Annotated in this window: 17 protein-coding genes; all 17 read right to left on the reverse strand. The window is 71.8% G+C overall.

What is annotated here, in order from left to right:
• Positions 1 to 3 precede the first annotated feature (3 nt).
• The 17 genes from ACZ7DE_RS20200 to ACZ7DE_RS20280 all read right to left on the reverse strand — a co-directional run bounded on the left by ACZ7DE_RS20200 (position 4) and on the right by ACZ7DE_RS20280 (position 18518).
• Positions 4 to 1116, reverse strand: coding sequence for a right-handed parallel beta-helix repeat-containing protein (locus ACZ7DE_RS20200; RefSeq protein ID WP_470763045.1), 1113 nt, complete (start codon positions 1114 to 1116; stop codon positions 4 to 6).
• Between the two features lie 104 nt (positions 1117 to 1220).
• Complete coding sequence (locus ACZ7DE_RS20205; RefSeq protein ID WP_470763047.1) at positions 1221 to 2381, reverse strand: dienelactone hydrolase family protein; 1161 nt, start codon at positions 2379 to 2381, stop codon at positions 1221 to 1223.
• Positions 2368 to 3402, reverse strand: a complete 1035-nt coding sequence (locus ACZ7DE_RS20210; RefSeq protein ID WP_470763608.1) for a pectinesterase family protein — start codon at positions 3400 to 3402, stop codon at positions 2368 to 2370. The genes ACZ7DE_RS20205 and ACZ7DE_RS20210 overlap by 14 nt, the downstream gene beginning before the upstream one ends.
• Before the next feature lie 4 nt (positions 3403 to 3406).
• Positions 3407 to 4534 (reverse strand): pectinesterase family protein, encoded by a 1128-nt coding sequence (locus ACZ7DE_RS20215; RefSeq protein WP_470763049.1) that lies wholly within the window; start codon positions 4532 to 4534, stop codon positions 3407 to 3409.
• Positions 4535 to 4627: 93 nt separating this feature from the next.
• Positions 4628 to 5953, reverse strand: a complete 1326-nt coding sequence (locus ACZ7DE_RS20220; protein ID WP_470763051.1) for a pectate lyase family protein — start codon at positions 5951 to 5953, stop codon at positions 4628 to 4630.
• A gap of 49 nt (positions 5954 to 6002) precedes the next feature.
• Positions 6003 to 6809, reverse strand: coding sequence for a rhamnogalacturonan acetylesterase (locus tag ACZ7DE_RS20225; RefSeq protein ID WP_470763053.1), 807 nt, complete (start codon positions 6807 to 6809; stop codon positions 6003 to 6005).
• A gap of 120 nt (positions 6810 to 6929) precedes the next feature.
• A complete protein-coding gene (locus ACZ7DE_RS20230) occupies positions 6930 to 8267 on the reverse strand; it encodes an ABC transporter substrate-binding protein (RefSeq protein WP_470763055.1) in 1338 nt (445 codons plus the stop codon).
• Positions 8268 to 8402: 135 nt separating this feature from the next.
• Complete coding sequence (locus tag ACZ7DE_RS20235; RefSeq protein WP_470763057.1) at positions 8403 to 9920, reverse strand: glycoside hydrolase family 43 protein; 1518 nt, start codon at positions 9918 to 9920, stop codon at positions 8403 to 8405.
• Positions 9917 to 10807, reverse strand: a complete 891-nt coding sequence (locus ACZ7DE_RS20240) for a DUF6807 domain-containing protein (RefSeq protein ID WP_470763059.1) — start codon at positions 10805 to 10807, stop codon at positions 9917 to 9919. Before ACZ7DE_RS20240 ends, ACZ7DE_RS20235 begins: the two co-directional genes overlap by 4 nt.
• Complete coding sequence (locus tag ACZ7DE_RS20245) at positions 10807 to 11976, reverse strand: Gfo/Idh/MocA family protein (protein WP_470763061.1); 1170 nt, start codon at positions 11974 to 11976, stop codon at positions 10807 to 10809. Before ACZ7DE_RS20245 ends, ACZ7DE_RS20240 begins: the two co-directional genes overlap by 1 nt.
• A complete protein-coding gene (locus ACZ7DE_RS20250; protein ID WP_470763063.1) occupies positions 11973 to 12182 on the reverse strand; it encodes a hypothetical protein in 210 nt (69 codons plus the stop codon). Before ACZ7DE_RS20250 ends, ACZ7DE_RS20245 begins: the two co-directional genes overlap by 4 nt.
• A complete protein-coding gene (locus ACZ7DE_RS20255) occupies positions 12179 to 13078 on the reverse strand; it encodes a carbohydrate ABC transporter permease (protein WP_470763065.1) in 900 nt (299 codons plus the stop codon). Before ACZ7DE_RS20255 ends, ACZ7DE_RS20250 begins: the two co-directional genes overlap by 4 nt.
• Positions 13075 to 14010, reverse strand: coding sequence for a carbohydrate ABC transporter permease (locus ACZ7DE_RS20260; RefSeq protein ID WP_470763067.1), 936 nt, complete (start codon positions 14008 to 14010; stop codon positions 13075 to 13077). Before ACZ7DE_RS20260 ends, ACZ7DE_RS20255 begins: the two co-directional genes overlap by 4 nt.
• 235 nt (positions 14011 to 14245) lie before the next feature.
• Positions 14246 to 16003 (reverse strand): L-arabinonate dehydratase, encoded by a 1758-nt coding sequence (gene araD, locus ACZ7DE_RS20265; protein WP_470763069.1) that lies wholly within the window; start codon positions 16001 to 16003, stop codon positions 14246 to 14248.
• Positions 16000 to 16911 carry a dihydrodipicolinate synthase family protein gene (locus ACZ7DE_RS20270; RefSeq protein WP_470763071.1) on the reverse strand — a complete coding sequence of 304 codons (912 nt, stop codon included), beginning with the start codon at positions 16909 to 16911 and terminating at the stop codon, positions 16000 to 16002. The genes araD and ACZ7DE_RS20270 overlap by 4 nt, the downstream gene beginning before the upstream one ends.
• Positions 16908 to 17591, reverse strand: coding sequence for a GntR family transcriptional regulator (locus tag ACZ7DE_RS20275; RefSeq protein WP_470763073.1), 684 nt, complete (start codon positions 17589 to 17591; stop codon positions 16908 to 16910). The genes ACZ7DE_RS20270 and ACZ7DE_RS20275 overlap by 4 nt, the downstream gene beginning before the upstream one ends.
• Before the next feature lie 165 nt (positions 17592 to 17756).
• Entirely contained in the window at positions 17757 to 18518 is a 762-nt protein-coding gene (locus ACZ7DE_RS20280) for an MBL fold metallo-hydrolase (RefSeq protein ID WP_470763075.1), read from the reverse strand.
• Positions 18519 to 18585: the final 67 nt, after the last annotated feature.

The raw sequence follows: 18585 nt of genomic DNA on the forward strand, positions 1-18585 counted from the left end.
GAGTCAGTTCATGGTGGCTCCGATGGTCGTGCTGCCCGTGGTCAGGAACGTGGTCGCCGGCAGGGTGCCGCTGGAGCTGCGGGCGTTGTAGGTGCTGCTCGCGTCCGTCGACCGGAAGGCGGGCGTGGAGACGCCGGAGTCCCAGTTGTTGCCGGCCGAGGCGACCTTCGAACTCTTGCTGACCGGGCCGCCGCCGTTGCTCACGGCGAGGTTCTTGCCGAGCTTGGCGGAGCCGGTGGCGAAGTAGTAGCCCCACTTGCTGTTGGCGTAGGCGGTGGTGCGGTTGATGACGATGGCGCCGGTGTTGGAGTTCTCGGTGAAGCCGTTCCCGGCGTTGCCCCAGGCGGCCGAGTTGTTGACGACGTGCGCGACGACCTCGCCGTCGCCGCCCAGCTTGTAGCCGTTGCCGTCGCCCGCGAAGGCGGAGTCGGACCAGCGGTTGACGCCGTTGCCGAAGGACCAGGTGTGCTCGACGGTGACGGGCGAGGAGAAGGACCAGAAGTCGATCCCGTCGTCCGAGTTGTTGTACAGGCGGGCCCCGGTGATGAGGTTGCCGCTGCCGGAGCCGAACTTCACGGCGATCCCGTCGGCGTTCTCCCCGTGGCCCGCGGCGTCGTAGTGACCGTAGGAGTCGATGTTCCTGACGGTGTTGTTGACCGTCCCGTCTCCGGTGAGGGTGAAGCCCGAGTCGCCGCCGTTGATGGTCTTGACGTTGTTCCAGTTGGTGCCGGCGCAGGACTGGCAGACGACCGCGCTGTCCGGCGAGTTCTGGAAGGTGATGTTGGAGACGTTCCAGTAGTCGGCGGTCAGCTTGAGGATCCAGGCGCCGCCCGGCAGCGACGAGCCGTCGATCTTCACGGTCTCCGAGCCGTACGCCGTGAGGGTGACCGGCGAGGAGGAGGTGCCGTTCGCCGTCGACTGCAGGGTGGCCGTCGGGTAGTAGGTGCCGCCGCGGACCTGGATGACGGTGCCGGCGGTGGCGTTCTTGATGGCGTTGGCCAGGTCGGTGGAGTTGGCGACGACCACGGTGGCGGCCTGTGCCTGGGTGGGGAGGGCGGCGAGCGAGGCGCCGAGGGCGAGGGCCGCGGCGGCGGTGAGAGCGGTACGACGAGACATGGAGTGCGGGTCCTTTCCGTCGTGCGGGGAGGCATGGACTCAGGGGATGGGTTCGGGGACGGGGTTGGGGTTGCGGTTGCGGTTGCGGTTGCGGTTGGGGACGTTCACAGGACGGTGTCGAGCCAGTCGAAGACCTCGTCCTGCATGCGGTCGACGAAGACATGGCCGAGGTCGGGCCAGGTCTTCAGGTGCAACCGCTCCTCGGCGTGACGGGAGCGCCAGACGGTGCGCAGCCGGTCATGGGCCGCGTGGACGCCGTCGGCCGGGAACAGCGGGTCGAGCCCGCCGTCGAAGAACAGCATCGGCCGGGGTGCGGCGATGCTCGCCACGTCGGGGAAGTCGAGGAACCGGGGAAGCCCCGGGTGGAGCATGTAGTACGAGGACTGCCCGCGCAGGGTGTTGTTGCCGGGGACCGTCATTTTCCTCAGCCCTGTCATCCAGCACACGGCCGCAGCGGCCGCGAGGTCGTCGCTGAGCGCGGCCGCCTGCCAGGCGCGGAAGGCGCCCATGGAGAACCCGACGGCCGCGACCCGGCCGGCGTCCACCCGGTCGAGGCCGGCCAGGAATCCGGCGGCGCGTGCGTCCTCGCGGGCCATGAGTCCGGCGAGCGAGGAGCCGAGGTTGAAGAAGTTGGAGGCCAGGGCCTGCTGCTGGTCGTAGGCGAGGGGGCCGCGGTCGCCCCAGCCGAGGGCGTCCGCGCACAGCACGACGTACCCCCGCCGGGCGAGTTCGTCGCCGACGAAGCGCCCGCTGAAGTACCTCTGCGACCAGGCCTGCGCGGAGGCCAGCCGCGTGTCGTCGTACCAGGGCCGGACCAGCTTCTCCTTCCCGATGTCGAACTTCGCCCCGTGGTCGTGCAGGAGCAGCACGGCCGGGAAGGGACCGGGGCCGTGCGGGGTGAGGAGGGCGGCGCGGACGCGTTCGTGACGGGTGAGGGAGAGCGTGACCGACTCGCTGGTGTAGCCGTCCTGTCGCCGGCGGTCGCCGTACTCGGGGGCGTAGGGAGTGCGGTCGTCCCGCCCGACGATCAGCAGGTCCTCGACCTTGGCGCGGGCGGCGCGTCGCCAGGCGCGGAAGTCGTGGATCGGGGCGTTCCCCCAGGCGAGGGGAAAGGTCAGTTCGGCCTTGAGCGCGGGATGGAAGTCGGGCAGCGGCCCGTCGACGACGGCGGCCTCCGCGCCGGGCACGGCCGCTGAGCCGGCCGGCAGCGCGGTCCCCGCCCCCACCACGAACGCCCTGCGCCCCACGGTGTCACCCGTGCCCATACGGCCTCCAGGCCCCGAGATACGTCCGCCGGGTGTGCACGGCCGCCTCCTCGGCCGTCAGCTGCGGCCTGTTCTCGGGCGCCGGGATCACCGCGCCGGGACCGGAGTTGGCGTGCTCGCGAAAGCGCATGGTCTGCCAGGGGTGGGCGTCGCGCATGTTGGTGTAGGGGGCGACGGCGTCGATCCCGGGCCCGATCCAGGTGTCCCGTACGACGAGCGAGGGCCAGGCGGTCGTCTCGTACGACGGCACCCAGGGCCGGGCGATCTTGTAGGCGGCGTCCTCGGCGCCGGAGGTGATCCGGCCGCGCAGGGCGAGGAAGCCGTAGGGGTTGGCCCGGGCGGTGGCCGGGGCGAAGACCATGCCCTTGGGGGTGAAGGCGACGTCCCTCTGCAGGGTGTGGAAGTGACAGGCGTCGAAGACGGCCCGGCCCCGTCCGAAGACGAAGTCGACGTCGCCCTCGATGTAGCAGTGGTGGAAGTACTGCCGGTCGAAGGCGTCCAGCGCGGTGGTGTCCGCGAAGAGGGTGTCCTGGTGGGCGAGGAGGCGGACGTTCTCGAAGTGCGTGCGGTCGCCGGTGACGTGGACGGCCACCGCCTGGGTTCCGGTGATCTCCGGGTGGTCGGCGCGCAGCCAGTCGTTGGCGAGGGTGAGGTCGCGGACGGTGAGGCCGGGCGCGGAAGAGGTGAAGGTGGCGGAACCCGCGGTGCCGTAGGTGCCGGAACCGTCCGGTTTCGGGGTGCCGTTGGCGTTGTCGAAGACGAGGACGGCGTCGCACGGGTCGCGGGTGGCGCCGCGCAGAGTCAACTCGCCCTTGTCGGCGGGCACGTCGACGACTTCTCGATACGTGCCCGGGTGGACGACGATCGTCCAGCCGGGGCCGGTGACCGCGTCCACGGCGGCCTGGACGGAGTCGCCGGGGCGGACGTGCCGGACGCGGCGGCCGGTCGAGGCGCGGGCGGGCGTCGCAACGCCGGCGGTCAGGCCGCCCGCGAGGCCCGCGAGAAGGGTGCGTCGGCGCAGCATCTCAGCACTCCCTCCGCCAGGGCTCCCAGTCGCCCAGGTAGCTCTCACGGGTCGCCGACCGGGCCTGCCGCGCGGTGAGTCGGGGCCGGTTCTCGGGGACGGGGATCCGCGCTCCCGGGCCGGCGTTGCGGTACTCGGCGAACCGCTGGCTCTGCCACGGGAAGGCGGCCGACATGTCGGTATAGGGCGCGACCGCGTCGATGCCGGCGTCCAGGCGGGTGTCGCGGACGGTGAGGCTCGGACGGGCGGTGGTGTCGGAGCTGGGCACCCACGGACGGGCCAGCTTGTAGAAGGCGTCCGGCGCGTCGCTGCTCACCCGGCTCCCGGTCACCAGGAATCCGTGCGGATTGGCGCTCGCGGTGGAGGGCGCGAAGACGAAGCCGTAGGGGGCGGCGGCCAGGTCGGTGCGGTTCAGGGCGCGGAAGCGGCAGTGCTCGTAGACGGCCGTGGCCCGGCCGAAGACGAAGTCGACGTCCCCTTCCACGTGGCAGTGCGCGTAGTACTGGCGGGCGAACGCGCCGAGGGCTCTGGAGTCGGCGTACAGGGTGTCCTGGTGGCCGAGGAAACGGCAGTGGTGGAACGCGGAGCGGTCGCCCTGGACCTTGATCGCGACGGCCTGGGTGCCGGTGATGTCGGGGTGGTCGGCGCGCAGCCAGTCGTTGGCGAAGGTGATCCGGCGGGCGGTGAAGCCGTCGGCCTGCACGGTCGTGGTGGCGGAGCCGGTGGTGCCGTGGGTGCCGCCGCCGGGCTTGGGGGTGCCGGCCGCGGTGTCGTGGACGATGACGGTGTCCCGCGGGTCCTGCGAGGCGCCGATCCAGGTGGCCTCGGTGCGGGTGGCGTCGAGGACGACGGTCTCCCGGTAGACGCCGGGGGCCAGGACCAGGGTCCAGCCGCTGCCGGCAGCGGCGGCGACGGCGTCCCGGACCGAGGTGAAGTCGCCGCGGCCCTGCGGATCGACGTACAGGGTCTGCGCGGTGAGGCGGGCGGCGGGGGATCCGTGGCGGCCGAACGGGAGCTTCCCGGTGGCGGCCCGTGCGGGCTCGCAGGCGAGGCCGAGGGCGGCGCCCGCGCCGGCGCTCGCCATGAGGAATCCCCTTCTGGACAGGGGGTGTTGCAGGGGCGAGGGCATGCGACTGCTCCTTCGCGGTGCGGCTCGGGTGGGGAGGGGATCAGGGGGACCGGCGCGGCGGCGCGCACCGGGCCCCCTGCGTGCTGCGGAGGGTCAGCCCAGGCGTCCGGCGCCCGCGCCGCAGTCGACGATGCGGGGGACCGACTTCGCCGGGTCGGTCCTGGTGCGCAGGGTCGGCGTCCAGCCCGCGCCGGACTGGAGGACCTCGCCGGGGATCTCCGCGTTGTGCACGGCGATCAGATCGGTCTTCACGCCGTTGACGTAGTTGTCGGCGGCGGTCAGCGGCGAGACGTTCCACCGCTTCAGTACCTTCGCCGCGCTGGTCCCTTCCGGCAGGGTGAACGCGTTGTGCTCGGCGACCAGTTTCGACTCCTTCCCGATGCCGAAGGTGTAGGAGTAGTCGCCGTTCGCGACGAAGTGGTTGTTGTAGGAGTCCACCTGCCCGAAGCGGACGCGGGGGGCGCGCTCGACGAGGTTCGAGAACAGGTTGTGGTGGAAGGTCGCCCTCAGGTGGCCCCGGTCGCCGGCGGCGGTCGACTCGCTGTCGCTGTTGCCGATGAGGATCGTCTTGTCGTGTTCGGTGAAGACGTTCCAGGAGGCGGTGACGTAGTCGGCGCCGCGGACGATGTCCAGTTCGCCGTCGTGCTGCTGGTAGAGCATGCCGAAGTAGGTCGGCGCGGCGCTGTCCGGGTGCGAGCCGTCGGTGAACGTGTTGTGGTCCAGCCACACGTGCGTGGAGCCGTGGACGACGGCCGTGTCGTACTCGGAGTTCCAGTTGCCCTTGGCTCCGTCGGTGGGGTCCCACTGCGGGAAGCAGTCGATGGGCGACTCGAAGGCCAGGTTGCGGATGATCACGTTGTCGACGGCCTTGATCTGCAGGCTGACGCCCTTGAATCCGGCGTTCCTGCCGATGCCGACGATGGTGGTGTTGGCGGGGACGTTCACCTTGACGGCCGTGTCCTGGGCGGCGGCGGAGGCGCGTCGCAGCCCCTCCGGGCTGTCGTCGGGCTCGTCGCTCAGGTCGGTGTCCAGTCCCCAGACGTCCGGAGCATACGCGGCGAGATAGGCGTCGAAGTCGTAGCCGAGCGCGGCGAAGGCGTCACAGCCCTCGGCGACGGCGTCGATGACGCCCTTGACCTTGATGATCTTCGGGGCGGATCCCCCGGCGGCGAGGGCGGCCCTGAACTCGGCCCAGGTGGTGACGGTGTGGACGTGGTCGGCGTCGGCGGCCGATCCGCCCGTGGTGCCCGTCCCGTAGGCGGCCCAGCCGTCGTCGGCGCCCAGGACCTGCCGACCGAGGTCGCGGGACGAGGAGCGGGACTGGGCCTGGGCGGACGCCGTGGCGGTGACGGACAGCACCAGCGCGGTGCACCCCACCAGGGCAGCTATGACGCGTCCATGACATGACTGTGTGCGCACTGTGCGGGTCTCCTCTGGAAGAAGGTCGGGGGCTCTCTCGCGGGAGCGGTCAGGAAAGGGGCGCGGGCCAGGTGATCCAGGACGTGGGGATCTCGTCGTGCAGCCGGACCACGTCACGCGGCGCGAGCACCCGGGTCCGCAGCAGCTCGCGGGCCACGAGCCGAGCCACCGCGATCGCTCCCGGCGGGTTGAAGTGCGTGTTGTCCTGCTCGGTGGCGGTCCAGTTGAAGTAGGTCTTCGTCTCCTCGACCCCGAGCCGCTGCCACAGGGCCAGCGACAGCGCCTGGAGGTCGAGCAGCGCCACCCCCTCCTGCGCGGCGAGCGCACGCATGGCGGCGGGGTACTCCCCGTGGGTGGGCAGGGCAGCACCCGCCGCGTCGAACCTGCGCCGCTCGACGGGCGTGGCCAGCACCGGCCGCGCCCCCTTGGCCCGGGCGCCGTCGACGTACCTGCGCAGGTAGCCCTGGTACGTCGTCCAGGGCTCCGTGTACCGGGTCGGGTCGGTGGTCTTCTCGTCGTTGTGCGCGAACTGGACGAGGAGCAGGTCCCCCGGCCGGATCGCGGCGAGCACGGCGTCGAGCCTGCCCTCGTCGACGAAGCTCTTCGAACTGCGCCCGTTCACCGCGTGGTTGGCGACCGGCCGGTCGGCGTGCAGGAAGAAGGGGAGCGCCATGCCCCACCCGGTCTCGGGGGCGGCGTCGGCGTACTTCTGGGCGGCGGTGGAGTCGCCGGCGAGGTAGAGCGTTCGCCTGCGTCCGGCGGCGTGGGCGGTACCGGCCGCCGCGACGCCGAGGGGGAGGACGGCGGGGACGGCGGCCAGCGCCGCCGAGGTGATCTGCCTACGGGTCAGGGACACGGACGTGTGCCTCTCTCGAGTCCTTCAGGGGTGCGGGGCCGTACCGCTGCACGGCTCCGCCGCGGGGGCGCGACCGTCCACGACCGCTCACGGTCGCGCCCACGACGGCAGGCGGCCGGCTTATCCGTGGTTCTTCCTCCAGTCGGCCTGCGCGGTGTTCAGCTGGTCGGCCAGCCGGTCCAGGAACTCCTTCGCGCTCAGCTTCCCCAGCAGCACCTTCTGGAAGTTCGGCTCGTTGTCGGCCTTGGAGATCGTGTTCCAGTCGGGCAGGTAGTAGGGCAGCTGCACGATCTTCGTGGTGGTGCCCGTCAGCGCCTCGGCCGCCAGCTTCGTCGCCTCGGACGCCTGCACCCAGCTGTCCTGCGCGGCCTCCAGGTTGGCCGGCACCTGGCCCGCCGTCCTGTTCCACTTGCTGTTGGACTCGTGCGAGGCGGCGAACTCGATGAACTTCCAGGCGGCGGTCTTGTTCTTGCTGGACTTGAACAGCCCCAGGCCGTCCACCGGGTTGGACACCTGCACCCGGGTGCCGTTGTCCTGGGTCGGCGCCGGGATGCCCCTGAACCTGCCGGCCAGGGCCTTCTGGTGGTCGCCGAAGGAGCCCAGGTTGTGGCTCAGCATGCCGATGGTGCCGGAGTCCCACTGGGCGACCATCTTGGTGAAGTCGTTGTTGACGTCGGCGGCCGGGGTGTCCTTCTTGAACAGGCCGACGTACTTCTCCAGCGCGGCCACGTTCTTCGGGTCGTTGACCGTCGTCCTGTCACCGTTCCAGAACGCGGTGATGCCGCTCTGCCCGTACGTGGCGTCGAGGGCCTGGGCGATCGATCCGGCGCCGCCGCGGATGGTGTACCCGAAGGCGTTCTTGTCCTTGTCGGTCAGCTTGTCGGCGGCCTCGTAGAACTTCGTCCAGGTGGTCGGCGCCTCCAGGCCCGCCTTCCGGAAGAGATCCGTGCGGTACCAGAGGGTGCCGTTGTTGGCGGAGGTCGGCACGGTGAACGTCTTGCCGTCGATGCCGGCGGCCTTGACGCCGTCCAGGAACTTCGCGTTGAGCCGGCTGCCCAGCCCGCTCTTCTCCAGACGCTCGTCCAGCGGTTCGAGGGCGTCCTGCGCGGCGATCTCTGCGAGCATCGCGGTGCCCACCCCGCCGACGTCGGGCAGCCCGCCGCCCTGGATGGCGGTGTCGTACTTGGACTGGACGCTGTCGGACGGCACGCCGACGTACTTGACCTTGATGTCCGGGTTCGCCTTCTCGAAGTCGGCGATGATCTCCTTCCAGACATCGGTGCGGACACCGCCGTTGTTGTCCCAGAAGGTGATCTCCCCCTTGCCGGAGCCGTCGCCTCCCTTGTCTCCCGCCGCGCCGCTGCCGTCGTCGCCGCAGGCGGTGGCGGTCAGCGCGAGCACGGAGCCCAGGGCGACGGCCAGGGCGGCTCGCCTGCTTCTGTGGATGCTGCTCTTCATGTGGTCGGCTCTCTTCTTCTGGATCCCAACGGAGATATGAAGTTGTGCGGGGGGGGTGGGGCCGGCGCCGGTCCGCGCGGTCGAGGGCGGGGCGGTGCGTCGCGCCGCTCCTCACGGGCGGGTACGGCGGGTGAGTCAGAGAGGTCTGATCCGGAAGGCGCTGAACGTGGCCGCACCCGCGTGTCCGGTCCCCACGGGCGCGAGGGCGAAGAGACCGAGCAGGGCGCCCACCCAGCGCCAGGGGGTGGCGGCGAAGACGGGGCCCGAGTGACACGGACCGTCGCCGACGTCGTACGTGAAACGGCAGCGGGCTCCGGCGCCCGCCTCGATCCTCAGCCGTGCCCGTCCCTCGGGGGCGAGCCGCGGAGGGGCGGCGTCCCGTTCCCGGTCGGCCGCCGGCTCGGCGAACCGGTGCACCAGGTGGACGGCGCCGTCGGCGCCCCGCTGGAGGCCGATCCAGGCGAACGCGTCCCCGAGGACCGTGAGTCCGGCGCGGGCGCCCGGTTCCTCGCTGTGCAGTCGCAGTTCCACCTCGACGGCGGACGGCCGCCCCGGCAGCCGCTGGGTGAGCACGTTCGGCAGGGTGCGCAGGTCGTGCGCGTCGGCCGTCCGTACACAGGTCAGACGCAGTCCGTCGGCGGAGTGCCGGGTGGCCCAGCCGTCACGGGGGTTGGCCGTCCACGACCACTGGCGGCCGAAGCGTCCGCCGGGGAAGTCGTCGTCCGTGGCGGGCGCGGCGGGCGGCTCCGCGGGCAGGTCGGGCCGCCGGTGTTCCAGGACGGGGGCGCCCTCGTCGCCGACGACCGGCCAGCCGTCCGCGGCCCACCGCATCGGCTGCAGATGGACGACCCTGCCGTAGGCGCCGCGCTGCTGGAAGTGCACGAACCAGTCCTCGCCGGCCTGGGTGCGCACCCAGCCGCCCTGGTGGGGGCCGTTGACCTCGGTGTCCCGCTGCTCCAGGACGACGCGCTCCTCGTAGGGGCCGAAGAAGTCCCAGGCACGGAAGGCGCCCTGCCAGCCGGTCTCCACTCCCCCGGCCGGGGCGAGGATCCAGTACCAGCCGTCGTGCCGGTAGAGCTTCGGTCCTTCGAGGGTGAACCAGCCGGGGATCCGGTCCCCGTCGACGATCACCTTGCCCTCGTCGAGGACGGCCGTCCCCTGCGGGTGCATACGGTGGCCGGTGAGCCGGTTCTTGACGCCCGCGCGGGACTTCGCCCAGGCGTGGACCAGGTGGGCCTCGCCGGTCTCGTCGTCCCACAGCGGGCAGGGGTCGATGAGCCCCTTGCCCTCCTTCACCAGATGCGGGCGGGTCCAAGGCCCCCTGATCTCAGGGGCGTTGACCTGGAAGATGCCCTGGTCGGGGTCGCCCCAGAAGATCCAGAAGCGGTCGTCGTGATGGCGCAGGGCGGGCGCCCAGACCCCGCAGTCGTGGCGCGGGGTCCTGAACTCGGCGGCCGGTTCGAGGCGTTCGAGGGCGTGGCCGATCAGCGTCCAGTCGACCAGGTTGCGCGAGTGCAGCAGCGGCAGGCCGGGGGCGCGGCCGAAGCTGGAGGCGGTCAGGTAGAAGTCGTCGCCGACCCGCATGACGTCCGGGTCGGACCAGTCGGCGTTCAGGACCGGGTTCGTGTACGTCTCGGGCCGCTCGTGCCTCACTGGTTGACCGCCTTCCGGACCAGCGCCGCCGCCTCGTCCCGGTCGAGCCGGCCGTCGGCGACGACGGTGACGATCCGGCGCACGGCCGTCTCGCCGGGCGGGATCGGCAGCCGCTCGGCCGAGGCCAGCGACGAGCCGACGCCCGGGTACTCGGCGGTGCGCACGAACCAGGGGTCGCGGCGGGTGGCGTCGGTGGCGCCCGCGAAGACGAGGGTCCAGCCTCCCTTGCCGTCCACCCCGCTCGAGCGGGCGGAGCCCGATCCCGCCAAGGCGAGCCAGTCGGCGGGGGCGCCGTGGACGGCCGCCTCGCCCCGGGTGCCGGCGGTGAAGACCTCGGGGGCCGCGCTCTCCTTGCGGGCCCGCCAGAAGAACCCGCCGTAGGCCGCTCCGGGACGTCCGTTCGTCGCCGGGCTGCCGATGGACAACGGGCCGGAGGTGACATTGGTGAGGGAGAAGGTGAAGTCCAACGCCCATGCGTGGCCGGTGAGTTCGGTGGCCGCGACCGTACGGCGCTCGCGCAGCAGCTCGACCCCGGCGGCGACCCAGCGCAGCTCCTCGATGAAGCCGTCGGGATCGCGCAGCTGGAAGGAGCCGTGCCGTTGCGCGCCGTGGTTGTCGAGCTCGGCCGGGCCCCGGCCGCGGACGTAGGTGCGGCCGCCCCAGAAGTTGTGCCCCCCGACGTCGGGTACGGCCACACCGACGCCGAGGTGGTGAGTGTGGTCGGCGGGGCTCAGTTCGGTGACCGCCGTGCCGGCCAAGGTGGTGACGGGGTGCAGGTAGGGGCGCGGGGAGAGCCGGGCGGGCAGTTCCGGCCGGGTGACGTAGCGGGCGACCGGGCGGCCGGCGACACGCAGGACGACCGGGGAGTCGGGTGCCGGTGCGGTCATCAGGGGCTCACCTCTTTCGGATGCACGGTCGTGAACGCCCAGGGGGCGCCCAGTTCGGAGTAGAGGCAGAGGGTGTCGGCGGCGGCCGCCACGAGGCCGTCGACGCCGGGCACGACCCGCCGGTCCTCGTCCGGGAGCAGGCGCCAGGTCCCCTCGGGCAGCTGGGCCGGGTCGGGGGCCGTCCGGATCGCCTCGACGACCCGCATGAACGCCTCGGTCGCGGCGGGCGGGACGAGCAGCCCCGTCCCGTCGGCGAGGTGCTCGACGAGGTTCTCCAGCAGGTCGGTGTGGCCGTACTCGAACTCCTCGGGACCGTGGTCGGCCCGCTGGAGCAGGACGCGGTCCTGCTTGTACCAGTACGTGATCCGGCCGCGGCTGCCGTGGACGACGACGTACGGGTCGTCGGGGTCCTCGGCGCACAGGGTGGCCGCGACGACGACATGGCGGCCGTCGGCCGTGCTGACGCGGACGCAGGAGGTGTCGTCGGACTCGATGGCGTTGGCGTGCGCCAGCTCGGTCTCGATGCGGGCGACGTCCTCGGCGCGGGTGACGCCGGCCAGCGCCAGGGCGGTGGCGACGGCGTGCGCGAGCGGGTTGGTGAGCGCCCCGTCGATCACGTCGACGCCGTTCAGCCGCCGCCTGCCGGCCCAGGGCGCCCGCCGGTAGTACGCGTGGGCGCGCGCCCAGGCCCCGGCGCCGCCGACGCCCGTCACCTCGCCGATCGCACCGTCCTCGATCAGCGTGCGGATCGCGGGCACGGCGTGCGAGCCCAGCGACTGGAAGCCGATCTGGCAGGCCACGCCGGCCTGTGCGACCCCGTCGGCCATCCGGCGGAACTCGGCGTAGGAGGGAGCGGGCGGCTTCTCCAGGAGCAGGTGCACGCCCCTGCCGGCCGCGGTCAGCGCGAGGTCGGCGTGGGTCGGGATCGGCGTGCAGATCACGGCGATCCGCGCGCCGGTGGCGTCCAGCAGCGCGCCGAAGTCGGCGGACTGCTCGGGCGCGCCGAGGCCCTCGGGGATCTCGGCCCGCGTCAGCGGGGTCAGCTCGCAGATGCCCGCCAGCCGGACGAGCCCCTTGTCCTGGAGCCTGCGGATGTTGTCCAGGTGCCAGCGGCCGTGGCCGCGCGCGCCCGCCAGGACGATGGGGACGGCGGTGTCCGAGGTGCTCATGGGATCCTCCCTGCGCCCGCGCCGCGGGCCGGCTCGCGGTCGGCCGCCACGGCGCTGTCGATCTTTCGGTGCAGGGTAGGCGCCCGGCCTGCGGCCACCGCGGGAGCGCGCTCACCGCCGCGGTAGGGGTCGTCGTGGCGGCCGGGAAGGCGGGCGGGCCGGCCGTTCGGGACCGGGGCGCCGACGGCGGTCCGACGGATGCTCATCCCTTCACCGCCCCCGCGCTGAAGCCGGTGATCAGCCATTTCTGGATGAAGGCGAAGACGATCACCACGGGGACGGCGGCGATGATGCCGCCCGCGGCCAGCGCGCCCAGGTCGACGCTGTCCGCGCTCATCAGGGTGTTGAGGCCGACGGGGATCGTCTGCTTGGTCTGGTCGGACAGGAACATCAGGGCGAAGAGGAAGTGGTTCCAGGCGTGCACGAAGGCGAAGGAGCCGACGGCGATCAGCCCGGGCCGCAGCAGCGGCAGGACGACGATGCGGAAGGCGGTGAGCCGGCCGCAGCCGTCGACCCAGGCGGCCTCCTCCAGGGAGTAGGGCACGTTCCGGATGAACCCGCTGATCAGGATCATCGACAGGGGCAGCTGGAAGACCGTCTCGGCGATGACGACGCTGCCGAGCGAGTTGATCATCTTGAGTTCGGCGAAGATCTGGAAGAGCGGCACGAGGAGCAGCGCGCCCGGCACGAACTGGGTGCACAGCAGGGCGAGCATGAAGCCGCGCTTGATCCTGAAGTCGAAGCGGGCGAGGGCGTAGCCGCCGGCCAGGGCGACCCCGGTGGTGAGCAGCAGGGTCGCCACACCGGTGATCACGCTGTTCTGGAAGTAGACGGCGAAGTCCCGCTCGTTCCAGACCTTCTCGAAGTGGTCGAAGGTCATCGGCCAGGGCACGAGCGAGGTCGAGCCGGCCGGGCGGAGCGCGAAGAGCAGGATCCAGTAGAAGGGGACGAGGGTGAAGACGAGGTAGATCCCCAGGGGAAGGTAGATCTGCCAGCGCGGGGCCTCGTCCCAGGCGCGCTTCCTCGCGGACGGCTGCCGGTCCGCCGTGCTGGGCACGCGCACGGGGACGGGCGTGACCTCGGTGGCCTCCTTGGTGATCACTTGTCGCCTCCTCCGAACTTGCTCAGCCGCAGATAGACCATCGAGCAGAAGAGCAGGATCACGAACGCGACCGTGGTGAGGGCGGACGCGTAGCCGAAGTTGTGGGCGTCGACGCTGGTGTTGGCGATGTAGAGCGGGAGGGTGGTGGTCTCCCCCGCCGGGCCGCCGCCGGTGAGCGTGTAGAGCAGGTCGACGTTGTTGAACTCCCACACCGCGCGCAGCAGGGTGGACAGGACGATGGCGTCCTTCAGATGGGGCAGGGTGATGTGCCAGAACTGCTTGATGCGGCCGGCTCCGTCGACCTCCGCCGCCTCGTACAGGTCCTTGGACACGGACTGGAGGTCGGCGAGGATGAGGATCGCGAAGAAGGGGACGCCCCGCCACAGATCGGCGACGATCACCGCCGGGAAGACCGTGGATGTGTCCGACAGCCAGCTGGTGCCGTACTCGCCGAGTCCCATGTCCGCGAGGTAGCGGGTGACGCCCGTCTGCGAGTTGTAGAGCAGCACCCAGATCGCGGAGGTCAGCACGCCGGAGACGGCCCAGGGCGAGAACACCAGTGCACGGCCGAGCGCCCGTCCGACGAAGGTCTGGTTGACGATCAGCGCCAGCGCCAGACCGAACAGCAGCTGCAGCCCCACCTCGACGAAGACCCACTTGGCGCTGAAGGTCAGCGTGTCCCAGAACTGCGGGTCCTCGGTGAAGATCTGGACGAAGTTGTCGAAGCCCGCGTAGCCGTTGCGCCACGGCTTGGTGGGGTTGAAGTTCTGCAGGCTGTAGTAGAAGACGCTGACGACCGGGTAGGCGATGAAGCCCAGCATCAGCAGGGCCGCCGGCGCGATCAGCAGGTACGGCAGCCTGCGCGGCGTGGCGGAGGCACGGCGCCGCCGGGGTGGCGCGGGCGGTTTCGCCACGGCTGCGGCTTGGGCCATGACTGTTCTCCGTTCTCGGTACGTCTCGGTGCGTCGCGCGTTCGCGTGCGTCGTGCTGTCACGTGCGGTCGGGCGTTCGCGTCCGTCGGGCGTTCAAGTCCGTCGGGCGTTCGCATGCGTTGTGCGGTGTGCGTTCGCGTGCGTCGTGCTTCGCGTGCGTCGTGCTTCGCGTTGTGCGTTCGTACGGTGAAGCGCTTTCTGCCTGGACAGGGGTGGGCTCCTCGTGCCGCGGCGATCAGCCCGCGTAGGGATCCGCGACCTTGCCCGGGCGGGCCAGGAACTCGAAGTCGCAGCCGGTGTCGGCCTGGGTGATCTGTTCGTTGTAGAGCGCGCCGTAGCCGCGCTCGTAGCGGGCGGGCGGCGGCGTCCACCGTGCCCTGCGCCGCTCCAGCTCCTCGTCGTCGACGTCGAGTCGCAGGGAGCGCGCCTCCACGTCGAGGGTGATCGAGTCGCCCGTGCGGACCAGGGCGAGCGGCCCGCCGACGTACGACTCGGGCGCCACGTGCAGCACGCACGCGCCGTAACTCGTCCCGCTCATCCGGGCGTCGGAGATCCGCAGCATGTCCCGCACCCCCTCCTTGAGGAGGTGGTCGGGGATGGGCAGCATGCCGTACTCGGGCATGCCCGGGCCGCCCTTGGGGCCGGAGCCGCGCAGCACCAGCACGGTGTCGGCGGTGATGCCCAGCTCCGGGTCGTTGATGGTGCGCTGCATGGTCCGGTAGTCGTCGAAGACGACCGCGGGACCGGTGTGCTTCAGCAGGCGGGACTCGGCCGCGATGTGCTTGATCACGGCGCCGTCGGGGCAGAGGTTGCCGCGCAGCACGGCGACCCCTCCTTCGCGCGCGACCGGGTTGTCCCGGGGGCGGATGACGTCGTCGTCGTGCACCCGGGCGCCGGCGAGCTGCTCGCGCAGGGTGTCGTGGGCGACGGTGGGCCGGTCGAGGTGGAGCAGGTCCGGGATCCGGGAGAGGAAGCCGGGAAGGCCGCCGGCGAAGTGGAAGTCCTCCATCAGGTACTTCCGGCCGCCGGGACGGACGTCGGCGAGGACGGGGACCGTGCGGGCGATGCGGTCGAAGTCGTCGAGGGTGAGCCTGACGCCCGCGCGGCCGGCCATGGCGATCAGATGGATCACCGCGTTGGTCGACCCGCCGAGGCCCAGGACCGTCGTCACCGCGTCCTCGAAGGCCTCCGCGGTGAGGATGTCGCTCAACCTGCGGTCCCGGTGCACCAGTTCGACGATGCGCAGGCCGGCGGCGGCCGCCATCCGGTCGTGCCCGGAGTCCACGGCCGGGATGCTCGACGCCCCCGGGACGGTCACGCCGAGCGCCTCGGCCGCGGCCGTCAGGGTGGACGCCGTGCCCATCGTCATGCAGTGCCCCGGCGAGCGGGCGAGGCCGTTCTCCAGTTCGGCCATCTCGCAGTCGCCGATGAGGCCGGCCCGCCGGTCGTCCCAGTACTTCCACATGTCGGTGCCCGAGCCGAGGACCTCGTTGCGCCAGTGGCCCGGCAGCATGGGCCCGGCCGGCACGAAGACGGTCGGCAGGTCGACGCTCGCCGCACCCATGAGCAGCGCGGGCGTGGTCTTGTCGCAGCCGCCCATCAGCACGGCCCCGTCGACGGGGTAGGAGCGCAGCAGCTCCTCGGCCTCCATGGCGAGCAGGTTGCGGTAGAGCATCGGGGTGGGCTTCTGGAAGGTCTCGCTGAGGGTGGAGACCGGGAACTCCAGGGGGAAGCCGCCCGCCTGCCACACGCCCCGCTTCACCGCCTGGGCCCGCTCGCGCAGGTGGACGTGACAGGGGTTGATGTCGGACCAGGTGTTCAGGATCGCGACGACCGGCTTGCCGAGGTGCTCCTCGGGGAGGTAGCCGAGCTGGCGGGTGCGGGCACGGTGGCTGAAGGAGCGCAGGCCCTCGGCGCCGTACCACTGGTGGCTCCTGAGCTCCTCGGGCGCCTTGCGGGGAGCGGTCGGGGGAAGATCGTCGAAGCGCTTCATATGGACCATCCGGCAGCTATGGCGGCGACCTCGGCGCGCTCGTCGTCGGGCAGCGGCCTGCTCGGCGGGCGCACCTCGCGGCGGCACAGTCCCAGTGAGGCAAGGGCCTCCTTGACGACGGTGACGTTGTTGGCGGAGCCTTCGGCGGCGCGCAGCTCCTCGAAGCGTCTGATCTGTTCCCACACCTTCATCGCGGCCGGATAGTCCCCTGATCGAAGCGCTTCGATCATGTTCAGCGAGACGGCCGGGGCGACGTTCACCAGCCCCGAGGTGAAGCCGGTGGCGCCCGCGGAGAAGTAGGAGGGGGCGTACGGCTCGGCGAGGCCGGCGACCCAGACGAAGCGCTCCAGGCCCGCGTCCCGTGCGAAGGCCGCGAAGCGGGAGGCGTCCGGCACGGCGTACTTGACCCCGATCACGTTCGGGCAGTCGTCGGCGAGTTCGGCCAGGCGTTCGCCGTGCAGCTGCGCGTTGCGGATGTAGGGGACGACGCCCAGCTCGGGCACCGCCCGGGCGATCTCCCGGTGGTAGTCGACCCAGCCGCTCTGCGAGACGTAGGGGTGGACGGGCTGGTGGACCATCACCATCTGAGCGCCCAGCTCACGGGCGTGCCGGGCGGAGGCGACGGCGGTGGGGACGTCGTGTCCGACGCCGGCCAGCACCACCGCCCGGTCGTCGGCCTCGTCCAGGGTCAGCTCCGTGACCAGGCGGCGCTCTTCGGGGGTGAGGGCGTAGAACTCGCCGGTGTTGCCGTTCGGGGTGAGGGTGATGATCCCGCCGTCGAGCAGCCGGCGCAGCAGGGCCCGGTGGGCGGCCCGGTCGACGGTGCCGTCCTCGGCGAACGGGGTCACCGGGATGGCCACCACGTCGGCCAGGGCCGCACGCTGGGTCTCGAACGCCACGCTGCTCATTCCTGACCTTCCTTGGCCTCGGCCTCTTCGTGGGCGGCCGCTTCGGCGGTCTCGGGGAACGCCCGGTGCACGAAGGACGCGATGTGGGCGTGCAGGGCGCGGGCCGCGCCGTCCGCGTCGCCCGCCAGGGCGAGCCGCAGGATCTCGCGGTGTTCGCCGGCCTCCCGTTCCCAGGAGGGGGAGGCGGCCCAGGCGACGGCGGAGACCAGAGCGGCCTGGTCGCGGACCTCGTCGAGCATCCGGCCGAGCAGCGGGTTGCCGCACGGCAGGTACAGGGCGCGGTGGAACTCCCGGTTCGCCAGGGACCGTTCGGCGGTGTCGGTCGCCTCGTCGGCCCTGGTCAGCGCCGAGCTGGCGGCGTCCAGGGAGGCGCCTCGCCGCACGGCCCGCCTGAGCGCCTCGGGTTCGAGGAGCAGGCGTACGTCGTAGACCTCGCGCGCCATGTCCGCGTCCACCATGCGCACCGTGACGCCCTTGTACTGGCTCATGACGACCAGGCCGGTGCCGGCCAGGGTCTTGAGCGCCTCGCGCACCGGGGTCTTGGAGACCCCGAACTGCGCGGCGAGCTCGGTCTCGACCAGGGCCTGACCGGGCGTCAGCCGCCCGGTGAGGATGCGGCGTTTGATCTCCTCCAGCACGTACTGCGTGCGGGACGGGATCGGCGTGGGCACAGAGGTCATGCGCGCCTCTCGGATGTCGCGTGTCTGGTCTCGGATCTCGCGTATCGCGTCTCATATATGACGTACGAGGTACGACGCGTTGAAGGTAGGAGCGGCCCCGTGTTTCGTCAATGCTTCCGGCAAAAGGAAGTTGAGGCCGCCGGGACGCAAGGGTCCCAAGTGGGGTCAGAACGGGATGGTCTCGCCCTCGCGCGCCGTGCGGGTGGGGCCTTCGAAGACGGCGGCGGCGCGGGCGGTCGCCGCTTCCCGGGTCAGCGTGGGGCCGACGTGGGTGATGTACAGCTCGCGCACCCCCGCCTTGCGGGCGGCGTCGCCCGCGTCCTCCGGCGTAAGGTGCACCGGCTGTCGCCGTTCGCCTTCGTGATGCCGGTCGACGTCCGCCTCGCACAGGAACAGGTCTGCCCCGGAGGCGAGTTCGGTGAGCGCGTCACACGGCCCGGTGTCCCCGGAGTACGCGAGAACACTCCCCTGGCACTCGGCGCGCAAGGCGTAGGCCTCGGTGTCGTGGGCCACCGCGCGCGAGGTGAGGCGCAGGTTCCAGTGCCGCACGGTGTGCCCGTCGAACAGGGGCCTGAAGTCGAGGACCTCGCCGAGGAACCGTACGTCCGGCCGGCCGAGGAAGCCCGCCAGCCGCCGGGCGCAGTCGAGCGGCGCGTACACCGGGATCGGGGCCGGCGGGGCCATGCCGCCGAAGGCGAACGCGTAGGCGGCGGCGAGGAGATCGGCGCTGTGGTCGGCGTGGAGGTGGGAGATCCAGATCGCCGTGAGACGGTCCGGGTCCGTGTGCCGCTGCAACTCGGCGAACGTGCCCGGCCCCGCGTCCATCCACACCTCCGCCCCGGCGCCGCGCAGCAGGTATCCGGAGCAGGGGCGGCCCGGCGCCGGGTGCGGAGAGGCGGTGCCGAGGACGGTGAGGCTGAGGGGCATGGTGGGGAGCGTACGTTCCGCTCCCGCCGCACGCGCCCTGTTCGCGCCCGTCTACGGCAACCTCGGG

The sequence above is a fragment of the Streptomyces sp. NPDC037083 genome (assembly GCF_055606485.1).